Annotated in this window: 15 protein-coding genes; 8 read left to right on the top strand and 7 right to left on the bottom strand. The window is 58.0% G+C overall.

Annotated features, from left to right (window positions below; genetic code table 11):
* The first annotated feature begins 159 nt into the window (after window positions 1-159).
* From R3X27_RS20805 to R3X27_RS20795, 3 genes are read left to right on the top strand one after another with little or no spacing between them, the layout of a single operon-like run.
* The gene (locus R3X27_RS20805) at window positions 160-1,170 is read left to right on the top strand and encodes a glycosyltransferase family 2 protein (RefSeq protein WP_317710818.1); all 1,011 of its coding nucleotides are present in this window, start codon (window positions 160-162) and stop codon (window positions 1,168-1,170) included.
* The gene (locus R3X27_RS20800; protein WP_317710817.1) at window positions 1,167-2,852 is read left to right on the top strand and encodes a beta-1,6-N-acetylglucosaminyltransferase; all 1,686 of its coding nucleotides are present in this window, start codon (window positions 1,167-1,169) and stop codon (window positions 2,850-2,852) included. Before R3X27_RS20805 ends, R3X27_RS20800 begins: the two co-directional genes overlap by 4 nt.
* Before the next feature lie 4 nt (window positions 2,853-2,856).
* The gene (locus R3X27_RS20795) at window positions 2,857-4,281 is read left to right on the top strand and encodes a nodulation protein NodH (protein ID WP_317710816.1); all 1,425 of its coding nucleotides are present in this window, start codon (window positions 2,857-2,859) and stop codon (window positions 4,279-4,281) included.
* Between the two features lie 3 nt (window positions 4,282-4,284).
* Here R3X27_RS20795 and R3X27_RS20790 read toward each other — a convergent pair whose 3' ends face one another.
* From R3X27_RS20790 to R3X27_RS20760, 7 genes are all read right to left on the bottom strand, one after another.
* Window positions 4,285-4,749, bottom strand: coding sequence for a PTS sugar transporter subunit IIA (locus tag R3X27_RS20790; protein ID WP_317710815.1), 465 nt, complete (start codon window positions 4,747-4,749; stop codon window positions 4,285-4,287).
* Window positions 4,750-4,785: 36 nt separating this feature from the next.
* A complete protein-coding gene (hpf, locus tag R3X27_RS20785) occupies window positions 4,786-5,364 on the bottom strand; it encodes a ribosome hibernation-promoting factor, HPF/YfiA family (protein WP_317710814.1) in 579 nt (192 codons plus the stop codon).
* A gap of 337 nt (window positions 5,365-5,701) precedes the next feature.
* Window positions 5,702-6,466, bottom strand: a complete 765-nt coding sequence (lptB, locus tag R3X27_RS20780; RefSeq protein WP_317710813.1) for an LPS export ABC transporter ATP-binding protein — start codon at window positions 6,464-6,466, stop codon at window positions 5,702-5,704.
* Window positions 6,463-6,975, bottom strand: a complete 513-nt coding sequence (locus R3X27_RS20775) for an LptA/OstA family protein (RefSeq protein WP_411572520.1) — start codon at window positions 6,973-6,975, stop codon at window positions 6,463-6,465. Before R3X27_RS20775 ends, lptB begins: the two co-directional genes overlap by 4 nt.
* Before the next feature lie 13 nt (window positions 6,976-6,988).
* Window positions 6,989-7,642 (bottom strand): LPS export ABC transporter periplasmic protein LptC, encoded by a 654-nt coding sequence (gene lptC / locus R3X27_RS20770; RefSeq protein WP_317710811.1) that lies wholly within the window; start codon window positions 7,640-7,642, stop codon window positions 6,989-6,991.
* On the bottom strand, window positions 7,614-8,582 hold the full coding sequence (locus tag R3X27_RS20765; RefSeq protein WP_411572519.1) for an SIS domain-containing protein: 969 nt from the start codon (window positions 8,580-8,582) through the stop codon (window positions 7,614-7,616). The genes lptC and R3X27_RS20765 overlap by 29 nt, the downstream gene beginning before the upstream one ends.
* Window positions 8,583-8,595: 13 nt before the next feature.
* Window positions 8,596-9,207: a ribonuclease D gene (locus tag R3X27_RS20760; protein ID WP_317710810.1), complete on the bottom strand. Its 612-nt coding sequence runs from the start codon at window positions 9,205-9,207 to the stop codon at window positions 8,596-8,598.
* Window positions 9,208-9,459: 252 nt separating this feature from the next.
* Between R3X27_RS20760 and fliL the strand changes: the two genes are divergently transcribed.
* From fliL to R3X27_RS20735, 5 genes are all read left to right on the top strand, one after another.
* Window positions 9,460-9,906: a flagellar basal body-associated FliL family protein gene (fliL, locus tag R3X27_RS20755; protein ID WP_317710809.1), complete on the top strand. Its 447-nt coding sequence runs from the start codon at window positions 9,460-9,462 to the stop codon at window positions 9,904-9,906.
* A gap of 9 nt (window positions 9,907-9,915) precedes the next feature.
* Window positions 9,916-10,296, top strand: a complete 381-nt coding sequence (locus R3X27_RS20750; protein WP_317710808.1) for a hypothetical protein — start codon at window positions 9,916-9,918, stop codon at window positions 10,294-10,296.
* Window positions 10,293-10,901, top strand: a complete 609-nt coding sequence (locus tag R3X27_RS20745; RefSeq protein ID WP_317710807.1) for a hypothetical protein — start codon at window positions 10,293-10,295, stop codon at window positions 10,899-10,901. The genes R3X27_RS20750 and R3X27_RS20745 overlap by 4 nt, the downstream gene beginning before the upstream one ends.
* Before the next feature lie 74 nt (window positions 10,902-10,975).
* A complete protein-coding gene (gene motA / locus R3X27_RS20740) occupies window positions 10,976-11,848 on the top strand; it encodes a flagellar motor stator protein MotA (RefSeq protein WP_317710806.1) in 873 nt (290 codons plus the stop codon).
* Entirely contained in the window at window positions 11,845-14,136 is a 2,292-nt protein-coding gene (locus tag R3X27_RS20735) for a hypothetical protein (protein WP_317710805.1), read from the top strand. Before motA ends, R3X27_RS20735 begins: the two co-directional genes overlap by 4 nt.
* The last annotated feature ends 168 nt before the right edge of the window (window positions 14,137-14,304 follow it).

Here is a 14,304-nt window from a genome sequence, read left to right as displayed (position 1 = left end):
TTGTCCTGAAAAGCGCTTCATGAGGTCCCGGCCGGTCGTGTCCAGTATTGTCCCGAACCTCGCGATACGACGTTCCTCCGGCCGCTGGCAATGCCTTCTTAACCCTGTCGCGCGAGGATGCGGCCGGTCGAGCGGAAAACGAGAGCCAGGGGCCGAGACGTGAGCCTTCTTCAGTCATATCACCTGCGGTTGCGGCGCAAACGCTACCGTCTGCGGGCGCTGCGCAAGGGGCGCGAGCTTCGCTCGGTGGCGAACCGCACAAAGTCGATTGGCCCTGAAGATCTCCTGCTGTTCTCGACGCTGCGCAACGAACGAATCCGGCTGCCTCATTTCCTCGACTATTACCGCGACAAGGGCGTCGGACATTTCTTCTTCGTCGACAATGGCTCCGAGGACGGCAGTGGTGCCTATCTCGCGGAGCAGCCCGACGTGTCGCTCTGGCGCACGCAGGGCAGTTACAAGGCGTCCCGCTTCGGAGTCGACTGGCTGAACCGGTTGCAGGCACGCTACGGGCACGGACACTGGACGCTGGTTGTCGATCCGGACGAGTTCTTCATCTATCCCTTCTGCGATACGCGCCCGATCCAGGCCCTGACGGACTGGCTGGACAGTTGCGGTCAGCGCAGCTTCTCGGCCATGCTGCTCGACCTCTATCCAAAAGGGTCGTTGGATGCGGAGCCCTATATGGAGGGGCAGGACCCGCTGGAGATTGTTCACTGGTTCGACAGCGGCAACTACACGATTTCGCGCAATCACCTGTATAACAACCTCTGGATCCAGGGTGGCCCCCGCGCCCGCGCCTTCTTCTCGGAGACTCCCGACGCCGCGCCCTCTCTCAACAAGATCCCGTTGGTGAAGTGGCACCGTCGATACGCTTATGTTCAGTCGACGCATATGCTGCTGCCGCGCGGGCTCAACAACGTCTACGAACCGCATGGCGGTGAGATGACCTCCGGCGCGCTGCTGCACACGAAATTCCTCAACACGCTTGTCGAGAAGGCCGAAGAAGAACTGGAGCGTGGGCAGCACTATGCCGGCAGCCGTGAGTATCGGGCCTATCACGACCATATCCAGACCGGCACGGTGCTTTGGAATCGCTGGTCCGAGAAATATATCAACTGGCGCCAGCTCGAGATCCTCGGGCTGATGTCGAAGGGGAACTGGGCATGACCGTCGGCTTCGTGATGCTGGTCCACACGGCGCTGGACCGTGCCGCCCAGGTGGCGCGGCACTGGGCCGAAAGCGGCTGCCCGGTTGTCATCCACGCCGATGCAAAAGTGCCTGATGCGGATTTCCTTCCTTTCCGGGACTCGCTGGCGGATCTGGATAACGTGGCCTTCACCGAACAGCGGCAGCGTTGCGAATGGGGCACATGGGGGATCATAGGCGCAACGATCGAGGCCGGCGAACGGATGCTGGCGGACCACGCCGCGCTTTCGCATATATATCTCGCGTCTGGCTCCTGCCTTCCGCTCCGCCCGGTGCCTGAACTTGTCGCCTATCTCGCCGAGCGCGTACGCACGGACTTCATTGAGTCGGTGACCATAGAGGATGTCAGCTGGTCCAAAGGTGGTTTCGATCACGAGCGCTTCTCGCTGCGCTTCCCGTTCTCCTTCAAGAAGCAGCGCTTCCTCTTTGACCGTTTCGTCGACATGCAACGACGCCTCGGCATGGTACGCAAGCTGCCAGGCGGGCTGGTTCCGCATCTCGGCTCGCAATGGTGGTGCCTGTCGCGACGGACCCTGGAGGCGATTCTGACCGATCCGCGGCGCGGTGAGTACGACCGATATTTCCGTCAGGTCTGGATTCCGGACGAGAGTTATTTCCAGAGCCTCGCCCGGTTGCATTCGGCCCGGATCGAAAGTCGGTCGCTGACGTTGTCGAAGTTCGATTTCCAGGGCAAGCCACACACATTCTATGACGACCACCTGCAATTGCTGCGCCGGTCGGACTGTTTCGTCGCGCGCAAGATCTGGCCGCGTGCGGAGCGGCTCTATTCGAGTTTTCTGTCCAATGACCCGCGCGTGACCAAGAATGCCGAACCGAACCCAGGAAAGATCGACCGGCTCTTCGCCAAGGCTTCGGATCTCCGCGTCCGGGGACGCAACGGGCTCTACATGCAGAGCCGGTATCCCCATTCGGACCGTTCGGCCGGCCCCTATTCGGTTTTCGAAGGCTTCGACAGCCTGTTCGAGAATTTTGAATCCTGGCTCGGCAAGGTCACGGGATGTCGGGTGCACGGACATCTCTACGCTCCCAACCGGGTGGAATTCTCCGGCGGGGAGAAGACCTATAACGGCTGCATTTCAGACAGCGCCCGGCTGCGGGACTACAACCCGTGCGGTTTCCTGACCGGGTTGCTCTGGAACACGCGGGGCGAGCGCCAGTGCTTCATGTTTGGCCCGGCGGACAATCAATACCCGCATGGTTTCATGGCGGGCGATCCGAATGCACAGATCTCGGTCATCACCGGCGCCTGGGCGATCGGCCTCTACCGGACAAAAATCACCTCCGAAGTCGTACGCAAGGAGGCGGCGCGGCTCCAGCGTATCGAGCACGCCCATGTCGAGCTGCTCCGGCAGCGCTGGACCAAGGCGCAGATCCGGATCTGGACCCTGGCCGAGTTCATCGAGGCACCGATGGACAATCTTCAGGAAATCCTCAACGAGATCTCCCTCAACGGTCCGCGCCGACTGACAGAAGCGCCGCGCCTCGTGGACCTCTCGGGCTTCGGGCAGTTCCTGCAGCAGCTCAAAAATGACGGGATGAACCTGCACATGGCCGGAGATTTTCCGGTAGGACACACGCCCGCGCCGCTGAACCCGACCGCACGCCCCTATCTGGTGAAGTGAGACCATGGCGGAATTTGACGGTTTTGTTCTGCTGGCCGAGATGCGGACCGGGTCGAATTTCCTGGAGGAGACGCTCAATCTCTGCCCGGGGCTCACCTGCCATGGCGAGGCGTTCAACCCGGCGTTCCTGGGGCATCACGACGGGACCGAACTCTTTGGCATGAAACTGGCAGAACGCGACGCCGACCCTTTGGAGCTAATGAAAAGGATCTTCGCGCGCACGGACGGTCTCGGGGGGTTCCGGCTCTTCCACGATCATGAACCGGCAGTGCTGGAAGCCATCCTTCCAGATCCACGGATTGCCAAGATCCATCTCAGCCGCAATCCGCTGGAGTCCTATGTCTCTCGCAAGATCGCGACCGCGACAGGGCAATGGCGACTGACCAATGAACGTCATCGCAAGTCGCAGAAGATCCGCTTCGAACCGGGCGAGTTCGCCGAGATGGTTCAGGGTCTTCGGGCACACCAGGCGCGGGTCAGCCGCGCTCTCAAGCTCTCTGGGCAGACGGCTTTCGCTCTCAGCTTCGAGGAGGCGGGGGATGTCGAGATCCTGAACGGCCTGTTGCGTTTTCTGGGGCTGGAGGAACGGCTTCCGGCGGTTTCCGACCGCCTGAAGCGGCAGAACCCGGCGGCCCTGAGTGACAAGGTCGAGAATTTCGAGGAGATGCGGGCCGCCCTCGCGGGCATGGACCTCGCCGGACTCGTGCAGTCGCCGGGCGAGGCCGAACCGCGCCATGATGCAACGGTGCCGAGCTTTGTCGCGGCACCGCACAGCCCGCTGCTCTTCATGCCCGTAAAGGGCGGACCGAATGCGGCAATCGAGACTTGGCTGGGCCAACTCGATGGCGACCAGACGCTTCAGCGCGGCTTCACCCGGAAGTCCCTGCGCCAATGGAAAAACCGCAACAAGGGCGGGCGGAGCTTCACGGTCGTCTGCCATCCGCTTGAGAGGGCCTATGCCGTCTTTGAGCGCTATATTCTCGATTGCGGCCCGGGGGGCTTCCTGGCGATCCGACGGCATTTGCGAGCCGACCTCGGGCTGCCGATCCCCGAGGAGAAACCGGATGCGAACTACGGGTCGAGCGAACGGCGAACGGCCTTTCTCGGATACCTGGATTTCGTGAAAAAGACCCTGGCGGGGCAGACAAACCAACGTTCTGATCCGGCCTTTTCCTCGCAGGCCACGCTGGTTCAGAGCCTGTCGGAGGTGTTCACGCCGGATATGGTAATCCGGATAGATCAGCTGCCTCTCGGCTTGCGGCAGGTGTTCAGGCAGGCCGGGCTGTCGGATCCTCCGCCCGTGCCGAAGGCTGTCATGCCGGGGCGCGCACGGCTGGCCGAGATCCATGACGCGGATCTCGAGATGGCGGCACGAACGGTCTACAACCGCGATTACATGGCATTCGGGTTCAAGCGCTGGAAGGCCTAGAGGTCAGGCCGCCTGCGGGGCCTCGCCCTCGGTCAGCACGGTGTGCAGCGTCATCGGGTTATCGTTGGCCCGCAGCTTGGCACAGACATCGGCGTCGCGCATGGTGCGCGAGATCAGCGCCAGCGCCTTGAGATGCTCCACGCCCGAGTTTTCGGGCGCGAAGAGGGCAAAGACGAGGTCGACCGGCTGGCGGTCGACCGCGCCGAAATCCAGCGCGCGTTCGAGTCGGAAGAACACACCCGTCACTTCCGAAGCGTCCAGAAGCCGGGCATGAGGCAAGGCGATACCATGTCCCACGCCGGTTGGACCAAGGCTTTCACGCTCCATCAGCGCTTCCGCCGCTTGCATTCCATCGATCGAATAGGTTGATTCGGCGATTTCCCCGAGACGTTGGAACAGCCGTTTCTTGCTGCTCGCCTCGGATACCACCTTCACCGCCTCGGGCTTCAGAATGCTCGAAAGATCCATGTTCTTCTCGTGTTCAGACTTGCGCCAGAGACCGGATCACGCACCCTGTTTGGGATCGATCCAGCCGATATTACCATCCTCGCGGCGATAGACCACGTTGACGGCGCTCTCACCCTCGGGCCGGAAAACCAGGACCGGCGCGCCGGCGAGTTCCATCTGCATGACGGCCTCGCCCACGGACAGGCTTGGGATCTGGGTTTCCATCTCCGCGATGATCATCGGCTGAAGCGTGTCGGGTTCCTTGTCCTCGGCTCCGGCGTCAGATGCGGCGAGGATATACGAGGCTGCGCCGAAGACTTCAACCGGCTCCTTGCGGTCCTTGTAGTGATCCTTGAGCCGACGCTTGTAGCGGCGCAGCTGTTTCTCCAGCTTCTCGCGGCAATCGTCGAAGGCGGCATAGATCTCGCTGGCACGACCCGAGGCCTTGGCGTTCAGACCGGTCGAGAGGTGGACGGTCGTCTCGCACATGAACTCGTGGCCGCGCCGGGAAAAGATCACCTGGGAATCCGTTGGCCGATCCGCATATTTCGCCACGGCTTCGCCGAGCTCCGTTTTCACATGCGTCGTGAGGGATTCCCCAATATCGATTTGGTGACCGCTGATCTGGTAGCGCATCTCGCCTCCATGAGGTTGAAGTTAGGGGTTCGTCCAGCAAATGCCGTCCGGACCCGGTTGGAAAACCGTAATTCGTAAAAATCTATGGGAATTGTGCATGTCCTGCCTTGCGGAGCGCTCCCATGCGGGGCGAAGCGGCAGACGGAACAAATGTTTGGCACAAGCTTTCAGCATTTTCACCATTTGGCGACGCTTCACCCCGTCCTGTCAACGCCCGCGTGACGCGGAATCGGTGCGAAGCTGTCTGGTTCAGTGGAGGACGGCTCCGGGGCGGCGTCCATGATCCGTATCAAATCAGTAATTTAGATGTGGGGTGGTGATCAAAGGGACGCAAGGGTCAGCTGATGCGGAAATTCTGACCGAGATAGACGCGTCGGACATTCTCGTCGCGTACCACGTCTTCTGCCGTACCGCTCATCAGCACCTGGCCATCATGCAGGATATAGGCGCGATCGACGATCTCCAGCGTCTCACGGACGTTGTGATCGGTGATCAGGACACCGATGCCGCGATTCTTGAGATCGGTCACCAAGTGGCGGATATCACCGACCGAAATCGGATCGACACCGGCGAAGGGCTCATCGAGAAGGAGGTATTTCGGCTCGGCCGCAAGGCAGCGTGCGATCTCAACACGACGGCGCTCGCCGCCCGAAAGCGAGAGCGCAGAGGCGCGGCGCAGATGCTCGATCCCGAACTCGGAGAGCAGGTCTTCGAGGCGCTCGCGGCGTTTATGGTGGTCGCGCTCGGTGATCTCCAGGATGGCGGCGATATTGTCCTCGACCGAGAGGCCCCGGAAGATCGACACTTCCTGCGGCAGGTAGCCGATGCCATAACGGGCGCGCCGATACATCGGCAGCGTGGTTACATCCCGGCCATCGATCTGAACGAGACCGGATTCGGGCGTCAGCAGACCGGCGATGGAGTAGAAGCAGGTCGTCTTGCCGGATCCGTTCGGACCGAGCAGGGCAACGACCTCGCCGCGCTGCAACTCCAGGGTCACGTCATGAATCACAGGGCGGCGGCGGTAGCTCTTGCGAAGCTGCACGACCTGAAGGCCACTCGAGCCCGGCGCAATGGAAAGCCCGCGTCCGTCCTTGGTCATTCCGCCTGATCCGACTGGCTTTCCGGGTTGAAGAAGACCTTGACCCTCCCCTCCATCACGCCGACTCCGCTGTCTAGATTCACCGTCAGCATCTCGCCCGCCATCGTGTTTTCACCCTGGGTGACAAGGACATCCCCTGTCATGACAACCTCGCCGCTCTCCACGGTGTACACGGCATCATCTCCCTCGGCCGCTTCCGCACCGTTCAGGAGCGTTACATTTCCGACCGCATGGACCCATTGAATCTCGGTTTCGCCTTCGAGATTCTCTGCATATTGGACATCCACCACGTCACCGAAGAGGCGCATCTCCGCCTGGGTGACGACAACGTTTCCAGTGAATTTCGCTTTTCCTTCAGAGCGTTGGACGTCGAGTTGGTCGGCGACGACTTCGACAGGGGCGGAACTGTCGTGCTCGGTATTGCCGAAGCCGACCTCGGTGCCCTGTGCGGCGACCGGAAGGGCAGCCAGCGCAAGAGCGACGCAGAACAGGGATGTTTTCAAGAGCACGGAGCGCATTACCTCACTGGGTTCCGGGATCGTATATCACCTTCACACCGTCCTTGAAAACCACGGTAATCTTCTCTTCCGGCCCTTCCCCGATCGGTTCGGAGGTGACAAACATCCGGCCGGCTTCGATGGTGCCGAGAGGTCCGTCTCCGCTGACCGGGCCGGCGGTCTCCATCTCGGTTCGGTCCATGTAGGAAGTCAGTTCCTCGGTCACCAGCCGGTAACCGGACGAGGTCGCGATTCGGACATTTCCGCGCAGGATCGTTCGCGAGTCGGAGGAGAAGACCGTCCCGGTTTCGGACCGGACATCGATGGTCTCGCCATCGGTCTCTTCGAGCGTACCATGAAGTACAACCGCGTCGACGACACTGTAGTCTCCGGTGCGCGGCGTTGCCGTCTGCGCCGTGACCACGATGCGCTTCCCATCATCGGTCACGCTTGAGAAAACCGGAGAGTCGATGGACTGCTCGTTCGCCATCTCCTCGAGATCTTTTTTCGAGAACGGAAGCTCGCCACTAATTTCTCCCTGTCGTGCCATGAGGAAGACAGAGGAGAGAATGGCAAGCGCGGAGAGCGGCAGAAGAATCTTCAGCCAGGCAACGACGCGCGAGTGAAGATTGTCCCGGGCGGCCATCGGCTCAGACGATCCCCGCGCGAAGGCAATCATGGATATGCAGTATCCCGACCGGGCGCCCGCCCTGAACCGGATCCACGACGAAGAGACAGGTTATCTTGCTCTCATTCATCCGGGCCACCGCCTCTTCGGCAAGCGCGTCGGGCTCGATGGTCCGCGGGGTATGTGTCATGACCTCGGCGGCGTTCATCTTGAGCAGGCCCTCCATGTGGCGCCGCAGGTCTCCGTCGGTAACAATCCCGATCAGGGCGTCGCTTTCGGAGACAACGCCAACCACTCCGAACCCTTTCTGGGTCATGGTCAGGAGCGCATCGGACATCGCCGTTTCCTCCTGAACCAACGGCACGGCCACACCACCATGCATCAGATCCGAGACGCTGGCGAGCTGCGCGCCGAGGCTGCCGCCGGGGTGGAAGGCGCGGAAATGTTCCGGTGTAAAACGGCGGTGTTCCATCAGGGCAACCGCGATCGCATCGCCAAGCGCGAGCGTCATCGTGGTTGACGTGGTCGGAACAATGCCATTTCCGCACGCCTCGGGGGCTGCGGGGAGCAACAGCGCAACATCTGCACGCCGCAAGAGCGTGCTATCCGGACGCCCGGCGATCCCGATCAGCGGAATCCCGAAGCGCCGGGTGTAAGCGATCATGTCCGCCAGTTCCGGCGTCTCACCCGAATTCGACATCAGCAACGCCACATCCCCTTCGGCCATCATGCCGAGATCGCCATGGCTGGCTTCGGCGGGATGCACGAAATGGGAGGGTGTTCCTGTCGATGCAAGCGTTGCGGCGATCTTGCGGGCGATATGCCCCGACTTGCCCATGCCCGAAACGATCACCCGCCCGCGCGCCTTGAGAATGAGCCCGACGGCTTCGGCGAAACCGGGGCCAAGCGCGTCTTTCAAAAGGGCGAGGGCATCGGCCTCGCGTGCGATCACGCGGCGGCCAGTGGCGATCAGGCAGTCAGCTTCGGGCAAGGAATCCATCCGATCAATGAGCAAATATGTCGATCTCCGGCCAACCGGCAAGGTCGAGCCGTGCCCGGGTCGGGAGGAAGTCGAAACAGGCCTGGGCAATATCACTGCGTCCTTCGCGGGCGAGTCGCCGGTCCAGTTCCGCACGGAGCCTGTGCAGATAGAGCACGTCCGACGCGGCGTATTCCTGCTGGGCTGTGGTCAGCTTCTCCGCGCCCCAATCGCTGGATTGCTGCTGCTTGGAAATATCGACGTCGATGAGTTCCTGGCAGAGATTCCGAAGCCCGTGGCGGTCCGTGTAGGTACGGATGAGCTTCGATGCGATTTTCGTGCAATAGACCGGGGCTGCGAGCGCGCCAAAGCTGTGAAAGAGCGCCGCGATGTCGAAACGACCGAAATGGAACAGCTTGAGGACAGCCGGGTCGGTCAACATTGCTGCCAGATTCGGCGCGTCGGTCTGTCCGAGACCGATCTGGACCAGATGCGCGTCCCCGTCTCCGGCAGATAGCTGCACGAGGCAGAGCCTGTCCCGGTGCGGGTTGAGCCCCATGGTCTCACAATCGATGGCAACAATACTGCCAAGATCGAGGTCGTCGGGTAGGTCGTTCTGGTGGAGATGGATGGCCATGTTCGGGGCCCTTTCCGCTTGCTTTTGCGGTCAGATACGGAGTTCGCACACCAAATTCAATGCTCGGCGTCTTTCGGGCAGGGGATCAGGAGCAAGCGTTCCACGGGATCAGCTGCAGAAAAACGAGCGTGCTTAACAGTCGGTTAGCTCTATCGAGCGTAGATATGGAGCAAACGAGGACAAGGGAGTTTTCGGATGCCCGACGAATCTGCCGCCGAAACCGACGCTGGCGAATCGAAGAAAAAGACAAAAATGCCGCTGCTGGCCGGCCTGGTTCTGGCCGTGTTGCTTGGTGGAGGCGGATTCTATGCAACCTATTCCGGAATGCTCGGGGGAGGTGGAGGCGAAGACGCACACGCGGCTACAGATTCGCCTGACGGCGCGAACCACGCTGGTGACGCTATTGCCTTCGTTCCGATCGAGCCGATTCTCGTGTCGCTTCCGCATGAAAGCATGCCGCGCCACCTGAGATTTCGGGCAGAGATCGAAACGATCCCGGAACACAAAGACGCTGTGGCTGAGATCATGCCCAGAATTCTCGACGTCCTGAACAGTTACCTCAGAGCCGTCGCGACAGAGGATCTGGAACGCCCGACGGCGCTGATACGGCTTCGGGCACAAATGCTTCGCAGGATCCAATTGATCGCAGGAGATCGGGAGATCCGCGACCTGTTGGTGACTGAATTCGTGCTGAACTAGGAGCGAGAGATGGGCTTGATTGCGGATATTCTCCTGATCGCCGGCGCGCTTGGCGCGGCATTCTACTGCTTTATCCTGGCAAGGAGACTCAATCGCTTCACGAATCTGGAGCAAGGTATGGGCGGCGCAGTCGCCGTTTTGTCAGTCCAGGTCGATGAAATGACCAAGGCCCTCGAACAAGCTCAGAATACCTCCAAGAGCTCTGCCGACTCGCTACAGCAAATGACAGAACGGGCAGAAGCCGCAGCAGCCAGGATCGAATTGGTACTGGCTTCCATGCATGACCTCGAAGAACCGGAAAAGCGTGACGATGCTCCGAAAGGTACGCGCGGGGCTGTTCGACGGAGCCGCCGGTCCAAGCCGATTGAAGAATTGGATGCGGCAGAATGACAGCCAGGACTAAGAAACGGCGCCCAGGTCGCGGCACCCTCCTCGTCATCGGTGCGCTGTTTTTTGCATCCGGTGTAATCCGGCTTGCCGACGGGACGGGGAACGCCGTGGCGCGCGAAGTTGAAGCTTTCACCACGCGCCCAAAAGTGGCGCCGGCCGAGGGCGGGATAGCTCAGCCTTTGGAATGCGCAACCGAGGACGGCCTGGGTCAAGCCTTGTCAACGGTCCGCGAAAGAATGGCCGAACTGGATGAGCGAGAAAAACAAGTCGAATACCGAATGGTGACCCTGCAGCGCGCAGAAGAAGAGATCCAGAGGAACTTGGCTGCGATGGTTCAGGCCGAGGAGAGCTTGTCGGCCACAATCGCGCAAGCTGACGGTGCCGCCGAACGAGACATCGAGCGACTGATTGCCGTCTATGAAAAAATGAAGCCAAAAGAAGCCGCGAACTTGTTCGAGGCGATGGATCCAACCTTTGCCGCCGGTTTCCTTGCACGATTACGACCGGACGTTTCGGCCGCGATTATGGCGGGCATGTCGCCAGCGAAGGCTTACTCAGTAAGCATTTTGCTTGCCGGAAGAAACACAGACGTACCGACGGAATAGAGAACTCTCGATCCAATCTTAACCGGCCAGATAGGAATTCTCTAGAGAATGGACTCCGAAAATGGAGAGTACGAATGATTGGAATCATTGGGATCATAGTGATCTTCGTAATGGTCTTCGGCGGCTACATTGCTGCTGGGGGCAAGATGGCAATCATTCTGAAATCCCTTCCGTACGAGATGACAATGATTGGAGGTGCCGCAGTCGGCGCGTTCGTGATCTCAAATGACATCGCGGGAATCAAGCACACATTGAAAGACGTCGGAAAGGTATTCAAGGGACCGCGATGGAAGCCAGACGACTATCGCGACCTGCTATGTCTCCTTTTCGAACTCATTCGCCTCGCACGTCAAAATCCGGTTGCCCTTGAAGAACATATCGAGGATCCGGCAGAGTCTTCGATTTTCTCAAATTACCCCAGAATACTCAGCGACGGCGAAGCAATCGACCTAATTTGCGACACTCTTAGATCTGCGTCAATGAACTACGACGACCCCCATCAGGTCGAAGAAGTACTTGAGAAACGAATGGACGCGAACCAAGAAGCAGCCCTTCATTCCAGCCATGCTCTCCAGACCATGGCAGACGGTTTGCCCGCTCTTGGAATTGTTGCCGCAGTGCTCGGCGTGATCAAAACAATGGGCTCCATTGATCAACCTCCCGAGATCTTGGGCAAACTGATTGGGGGCGCCCTGGTTGGAACATTTCTTGGTGTATTCCTTGCCTACGGCCTGGTAGGCCCATTCGCTGCGAAGGTAAAGGATGTAACTGATGAAGATGGCCACTTTTACCAATTGATACGGGAGGTCCTCGTTGCAAACCTCCACAGCCACTCAACCAACATCTGCATAGAAGTTGGGCGCCAAAACACACCTAGACATATTCGCCCAACCTTTTCAGAACTTGAAGAGGCATTGAAAGAAGTCAAACAACGGGAAGCGGCATGATTAGAGCGGCCTTGTTTTGGATCCTTTTATCACTGGCCCCGAGCCTGTCGAAAGCCGCTGAAATTAAAATATACTCGGGAGAGCATGAGGATTTTTCAAGAATTGTGCTCGTCCACAACGAAGGAGTCACTTGGAAAAGTAAAAGCACAAAGAACGGCTTGACGCTAAAATTCAACACCACAAATGCCACAATTAATTTGGACGGTGTATTCGAGAAAATTCCCAGGACACGAGTATCAGACGTCAAGTTTAACCCCCAAAGTGGCACCCTATCGATCATAACGAACGGGCACAGATCGACGGAGGTTTTTTCGGCGGGACGAAACACAGTAGCGATAGACGTAAAAAGCGAAATACTGCCAAGCAACTATACCTCTACAGTCACGACAAAACTTCAGCCCGACTTCTTTCCGTTTGGAACTCCTCAATACGGGGGCCATCTATCAGCGCCTCCCGAGTCACACGGCGATAATAGTGGACTTGTGGAAATACTACCAACCCAGAAAGGAAACTTGAAAGGCCAGAAAAAGGCGTCACCAAAATCTGTTCCAGAACTTGAGGCGAAACTATTGGAGCAGCTTGGACGCGCTGCAAGCCAGGGAATCGCAGTTGTAGTAGACGCCTCTCCCGTGACGAACCCAGAAACCAAGCCGCGAGTCGACTTTGAGGTAAATCCGCGGGAAACGATCGATCGCCATGTTTCAGCGCGAACAGCACTCGACGCGGACAGTAGAAAAGAATCACGTCGAATTCCTCCCAAAACAAATTGCTATGGAAGTGACGTTTTGGACGTTTCGAGCTGGCTAATGGACGAGGATCCAACGACTGCAATCTCTATGGCTAGGCGCGGAATGGTTTCAGAGCTTGACTATCCGAGCGAGAGGTCGGTCCAAAAAATGGCTCAAACCTACCTAGCCTTAGGATTTGGCGCCGAGGCCCGCGCCATAATTCTAGAAAGCGAAGCGACGCCAAAGAACAGAGCGCTGCTCCTCGAAATGTCGGAAATTGTTGACGGAGATATGCCGATCGCTCCAAGCGCGTTAATATTTGGTCAAGACTGTGACGACCCTACATCTTTATGGTCGTTCATCTCAGGCATCCACAGTGAGAAGACGCCGAATTTTGATGCAATTCATTCGGCATTTCTGCGGCTACCTATCCCACTGAGAGTGCAAATCGGGGCTGCTCTGGTTGAACGACTTTCTCTATCGGACAACAATTCTTTGGCAAGTTCAATCCGGAGTGCAACACAACGAACCTCTCCCTTCCTTGCCTCCTCTTCTTTGATATTCGAAGACGATTCTGCTATTGTAGATGATTCCTTTCTTTCAACCCTTGCGCAAAACCAACTTCCGGATTTCGAAACTACGGAATTAACTCCTAACGCTCTGACTATACACCTGAGTGCCGCTAGAGAAAGTAACAACACCAAATCTCAAAGCATTTTGGTTGCGGAGGCCATTGCTTTCGAGCATAAGGCGACAGCACCCGGCCAAAAACTTCTTGAGGAGATCTCCCTATCGTGGGCTGCGAATGAAGATTTTGCCCAAGCGATCAATGCTTGGAAAGAATTTGAGCTAAGATCAAGGTCAAGGCCCGATGAAGCATTTTCTATTTTTGTGAACTATTTGATCGACTCGAGGAAAGACGTTGAAATTGCAAAGTTTATTCACTCTGACTTTTTTAGTCAACGCACGGGATATCTTAATCCCGGAGCGGCTCTGGCTGTAGCGGAGTGGCATCTTGACTATGGAAACACAAAATCGGGCTATGATCTAATTTCAGGCACTGCAAATGACCAACTCCTAAGGGTTCGACAACTGCGCTCTCGCATAGCGAACTTGAACGGCGAGCACGCACTTGCATTATCTTATATTGCCGCCGAAAGTGACATCGAAAGCACTCAGCTTAGAGCACAGGCATTGTCTAGTCTTGGTCGGCACGATGCGACCGCAAATATCCTTAGGAACTTAGGAACTGCCAAGCAGGAGCTCTCTAGAGAGGCGTGGTTATCTGGAGAAATAGATTTGATAATGGACTTGGGGAACTCAAGCCAAATAGATTTCATTGATTTTTTTAACACCTCCATGCAGGATGTTCCACCTAGTTTTCTCGATAGAAAAAGTGGGTCTCAGCCGCTTCGAAGTAATTCTACCTTGAATGAGGGTCCAACCTTCACCGGTGCTACGGTTGACTCGGGACTTGAAAGCCGCAGGGCTGTGCTTTCTCGGAGCAAAGAAGCAAGAGATGTTATCGAGGCCTTGCTTTTGGATAACCGGTTTCCGTAGTTGTTGTGTCACATGGAATAGGCGTGTATGCGAAATTCGTCCATAGGACGAGCCCCTCCCCCCCCCCCCGATGCACTCATCAATTACATACGAGTGCCGAGAAGTGGTTCACTAGAGCGACGCGGTGAAAGTTTTGTCGGTTTGCTTTCTTAGCAACGGTATCTTTCA

This window comes from Tropicimonas sp. TH_r6, assembly GCF_033101155.1.
Taxonomy (GTDB): Bacteria; Pseudomonadota; Alphaproteobacteria; order Rhodobacterales; family Rhodobacteraceae; genus Tropicimonas.
This window is presented reverse-complemented; position numbering and strand designations above follow the sequence as displayed.

What these genes read in the sequence shown, in the direction of transcription:
- R3X27_RS20800 (WP_317710817.1), top strand. Translation starts at nt 1,167, where the DNA reads ATGACCGTCGGCTTCGTGATGCTGGTCCACACGGCGCTGGACCGTGCC.
- R3X27_RS20795 (WP_317710816.1), top strand. Translation starts at nt 2,857, where the DNA reads ATGGCGGAATTTGACGGTTTTGTTCTGCTGGCCGAGATGCGGACCGGG.
- R3X27_RS20790 (WP_317710815.1), bottom strand. Translation starts at nt 4,749, where the DNA reads ATGGATCTTTCGAGCATTCTGAAGCCCGAGGCGGTGAAGGTGGTATCC.
- hpf (WP_317710814.1), bottom strand. Translation starts at nt 5,364, where the DNA reads ATGCGCTACCAGATCAGCGGTCACCAAATCGATATTGGGGAATCCCTC.
- lptB (WP_317710813.1), bottom strand. Translation starts at nt 6,466, where the DNA reads ATGACCAAGGACGGACGCGGGCTTTCCATTGCGCCGGGCTCGAGTGGC.
- lptC (WP_317710811.1), bottom strand. Translation starts at nt 7,642, where the DNA reads ATGATTGCCTTCGCGCGGGGATCGTCTGAGCCGATGGCCGCCCGGGAC.
- R3X27_RS20760 (WP_317710810.1), bottom strand. Translation starts at nt 9,207, where the DNA reads ATGGCCATCCATCTCCACCAGAACGACCTACCCGACGACCTCGATCTT.
- fliL (WP_317710809.1), top strand. Translation starts at nt 9,460, where the DNA reads ATGCCGCTGCTGGCCGGCCTGGTTCTGGCCGTGTTGCTTGGTGGAGGC.
- R3X27_RS20750 (WP_317710808.1), top strand. Translation starts at nt 9,916, where the DNA reads ATGGGCTTGATTGCGGATATTCTCCTGATCGCCGGCGCGCTTGGCGCG.
- R3X27_RS20745 (WP_317710807.1), top strand. Translation starts at nt 10,293, where the DNA reads ATGACAGCCAGGACTAAGAAACGGCGCCCAGGTCGCGGCACCCTCCTC.
- motA (WP_317710806.1), top strand. Translation starts at nt 10,976, where the DNA reads ATGATTGGAATCATTGGGATCATAGTGATCTTCGTAATGGTCTTCGGC.
- R3X27_RS20735 (WP_317710805.1), top strand. Translation starts at nt 11,845, where the DNA reads ATGATTAGAGCGGCCTTGTTTTGGATCCTTTTATCACTGGCCCCGAGC.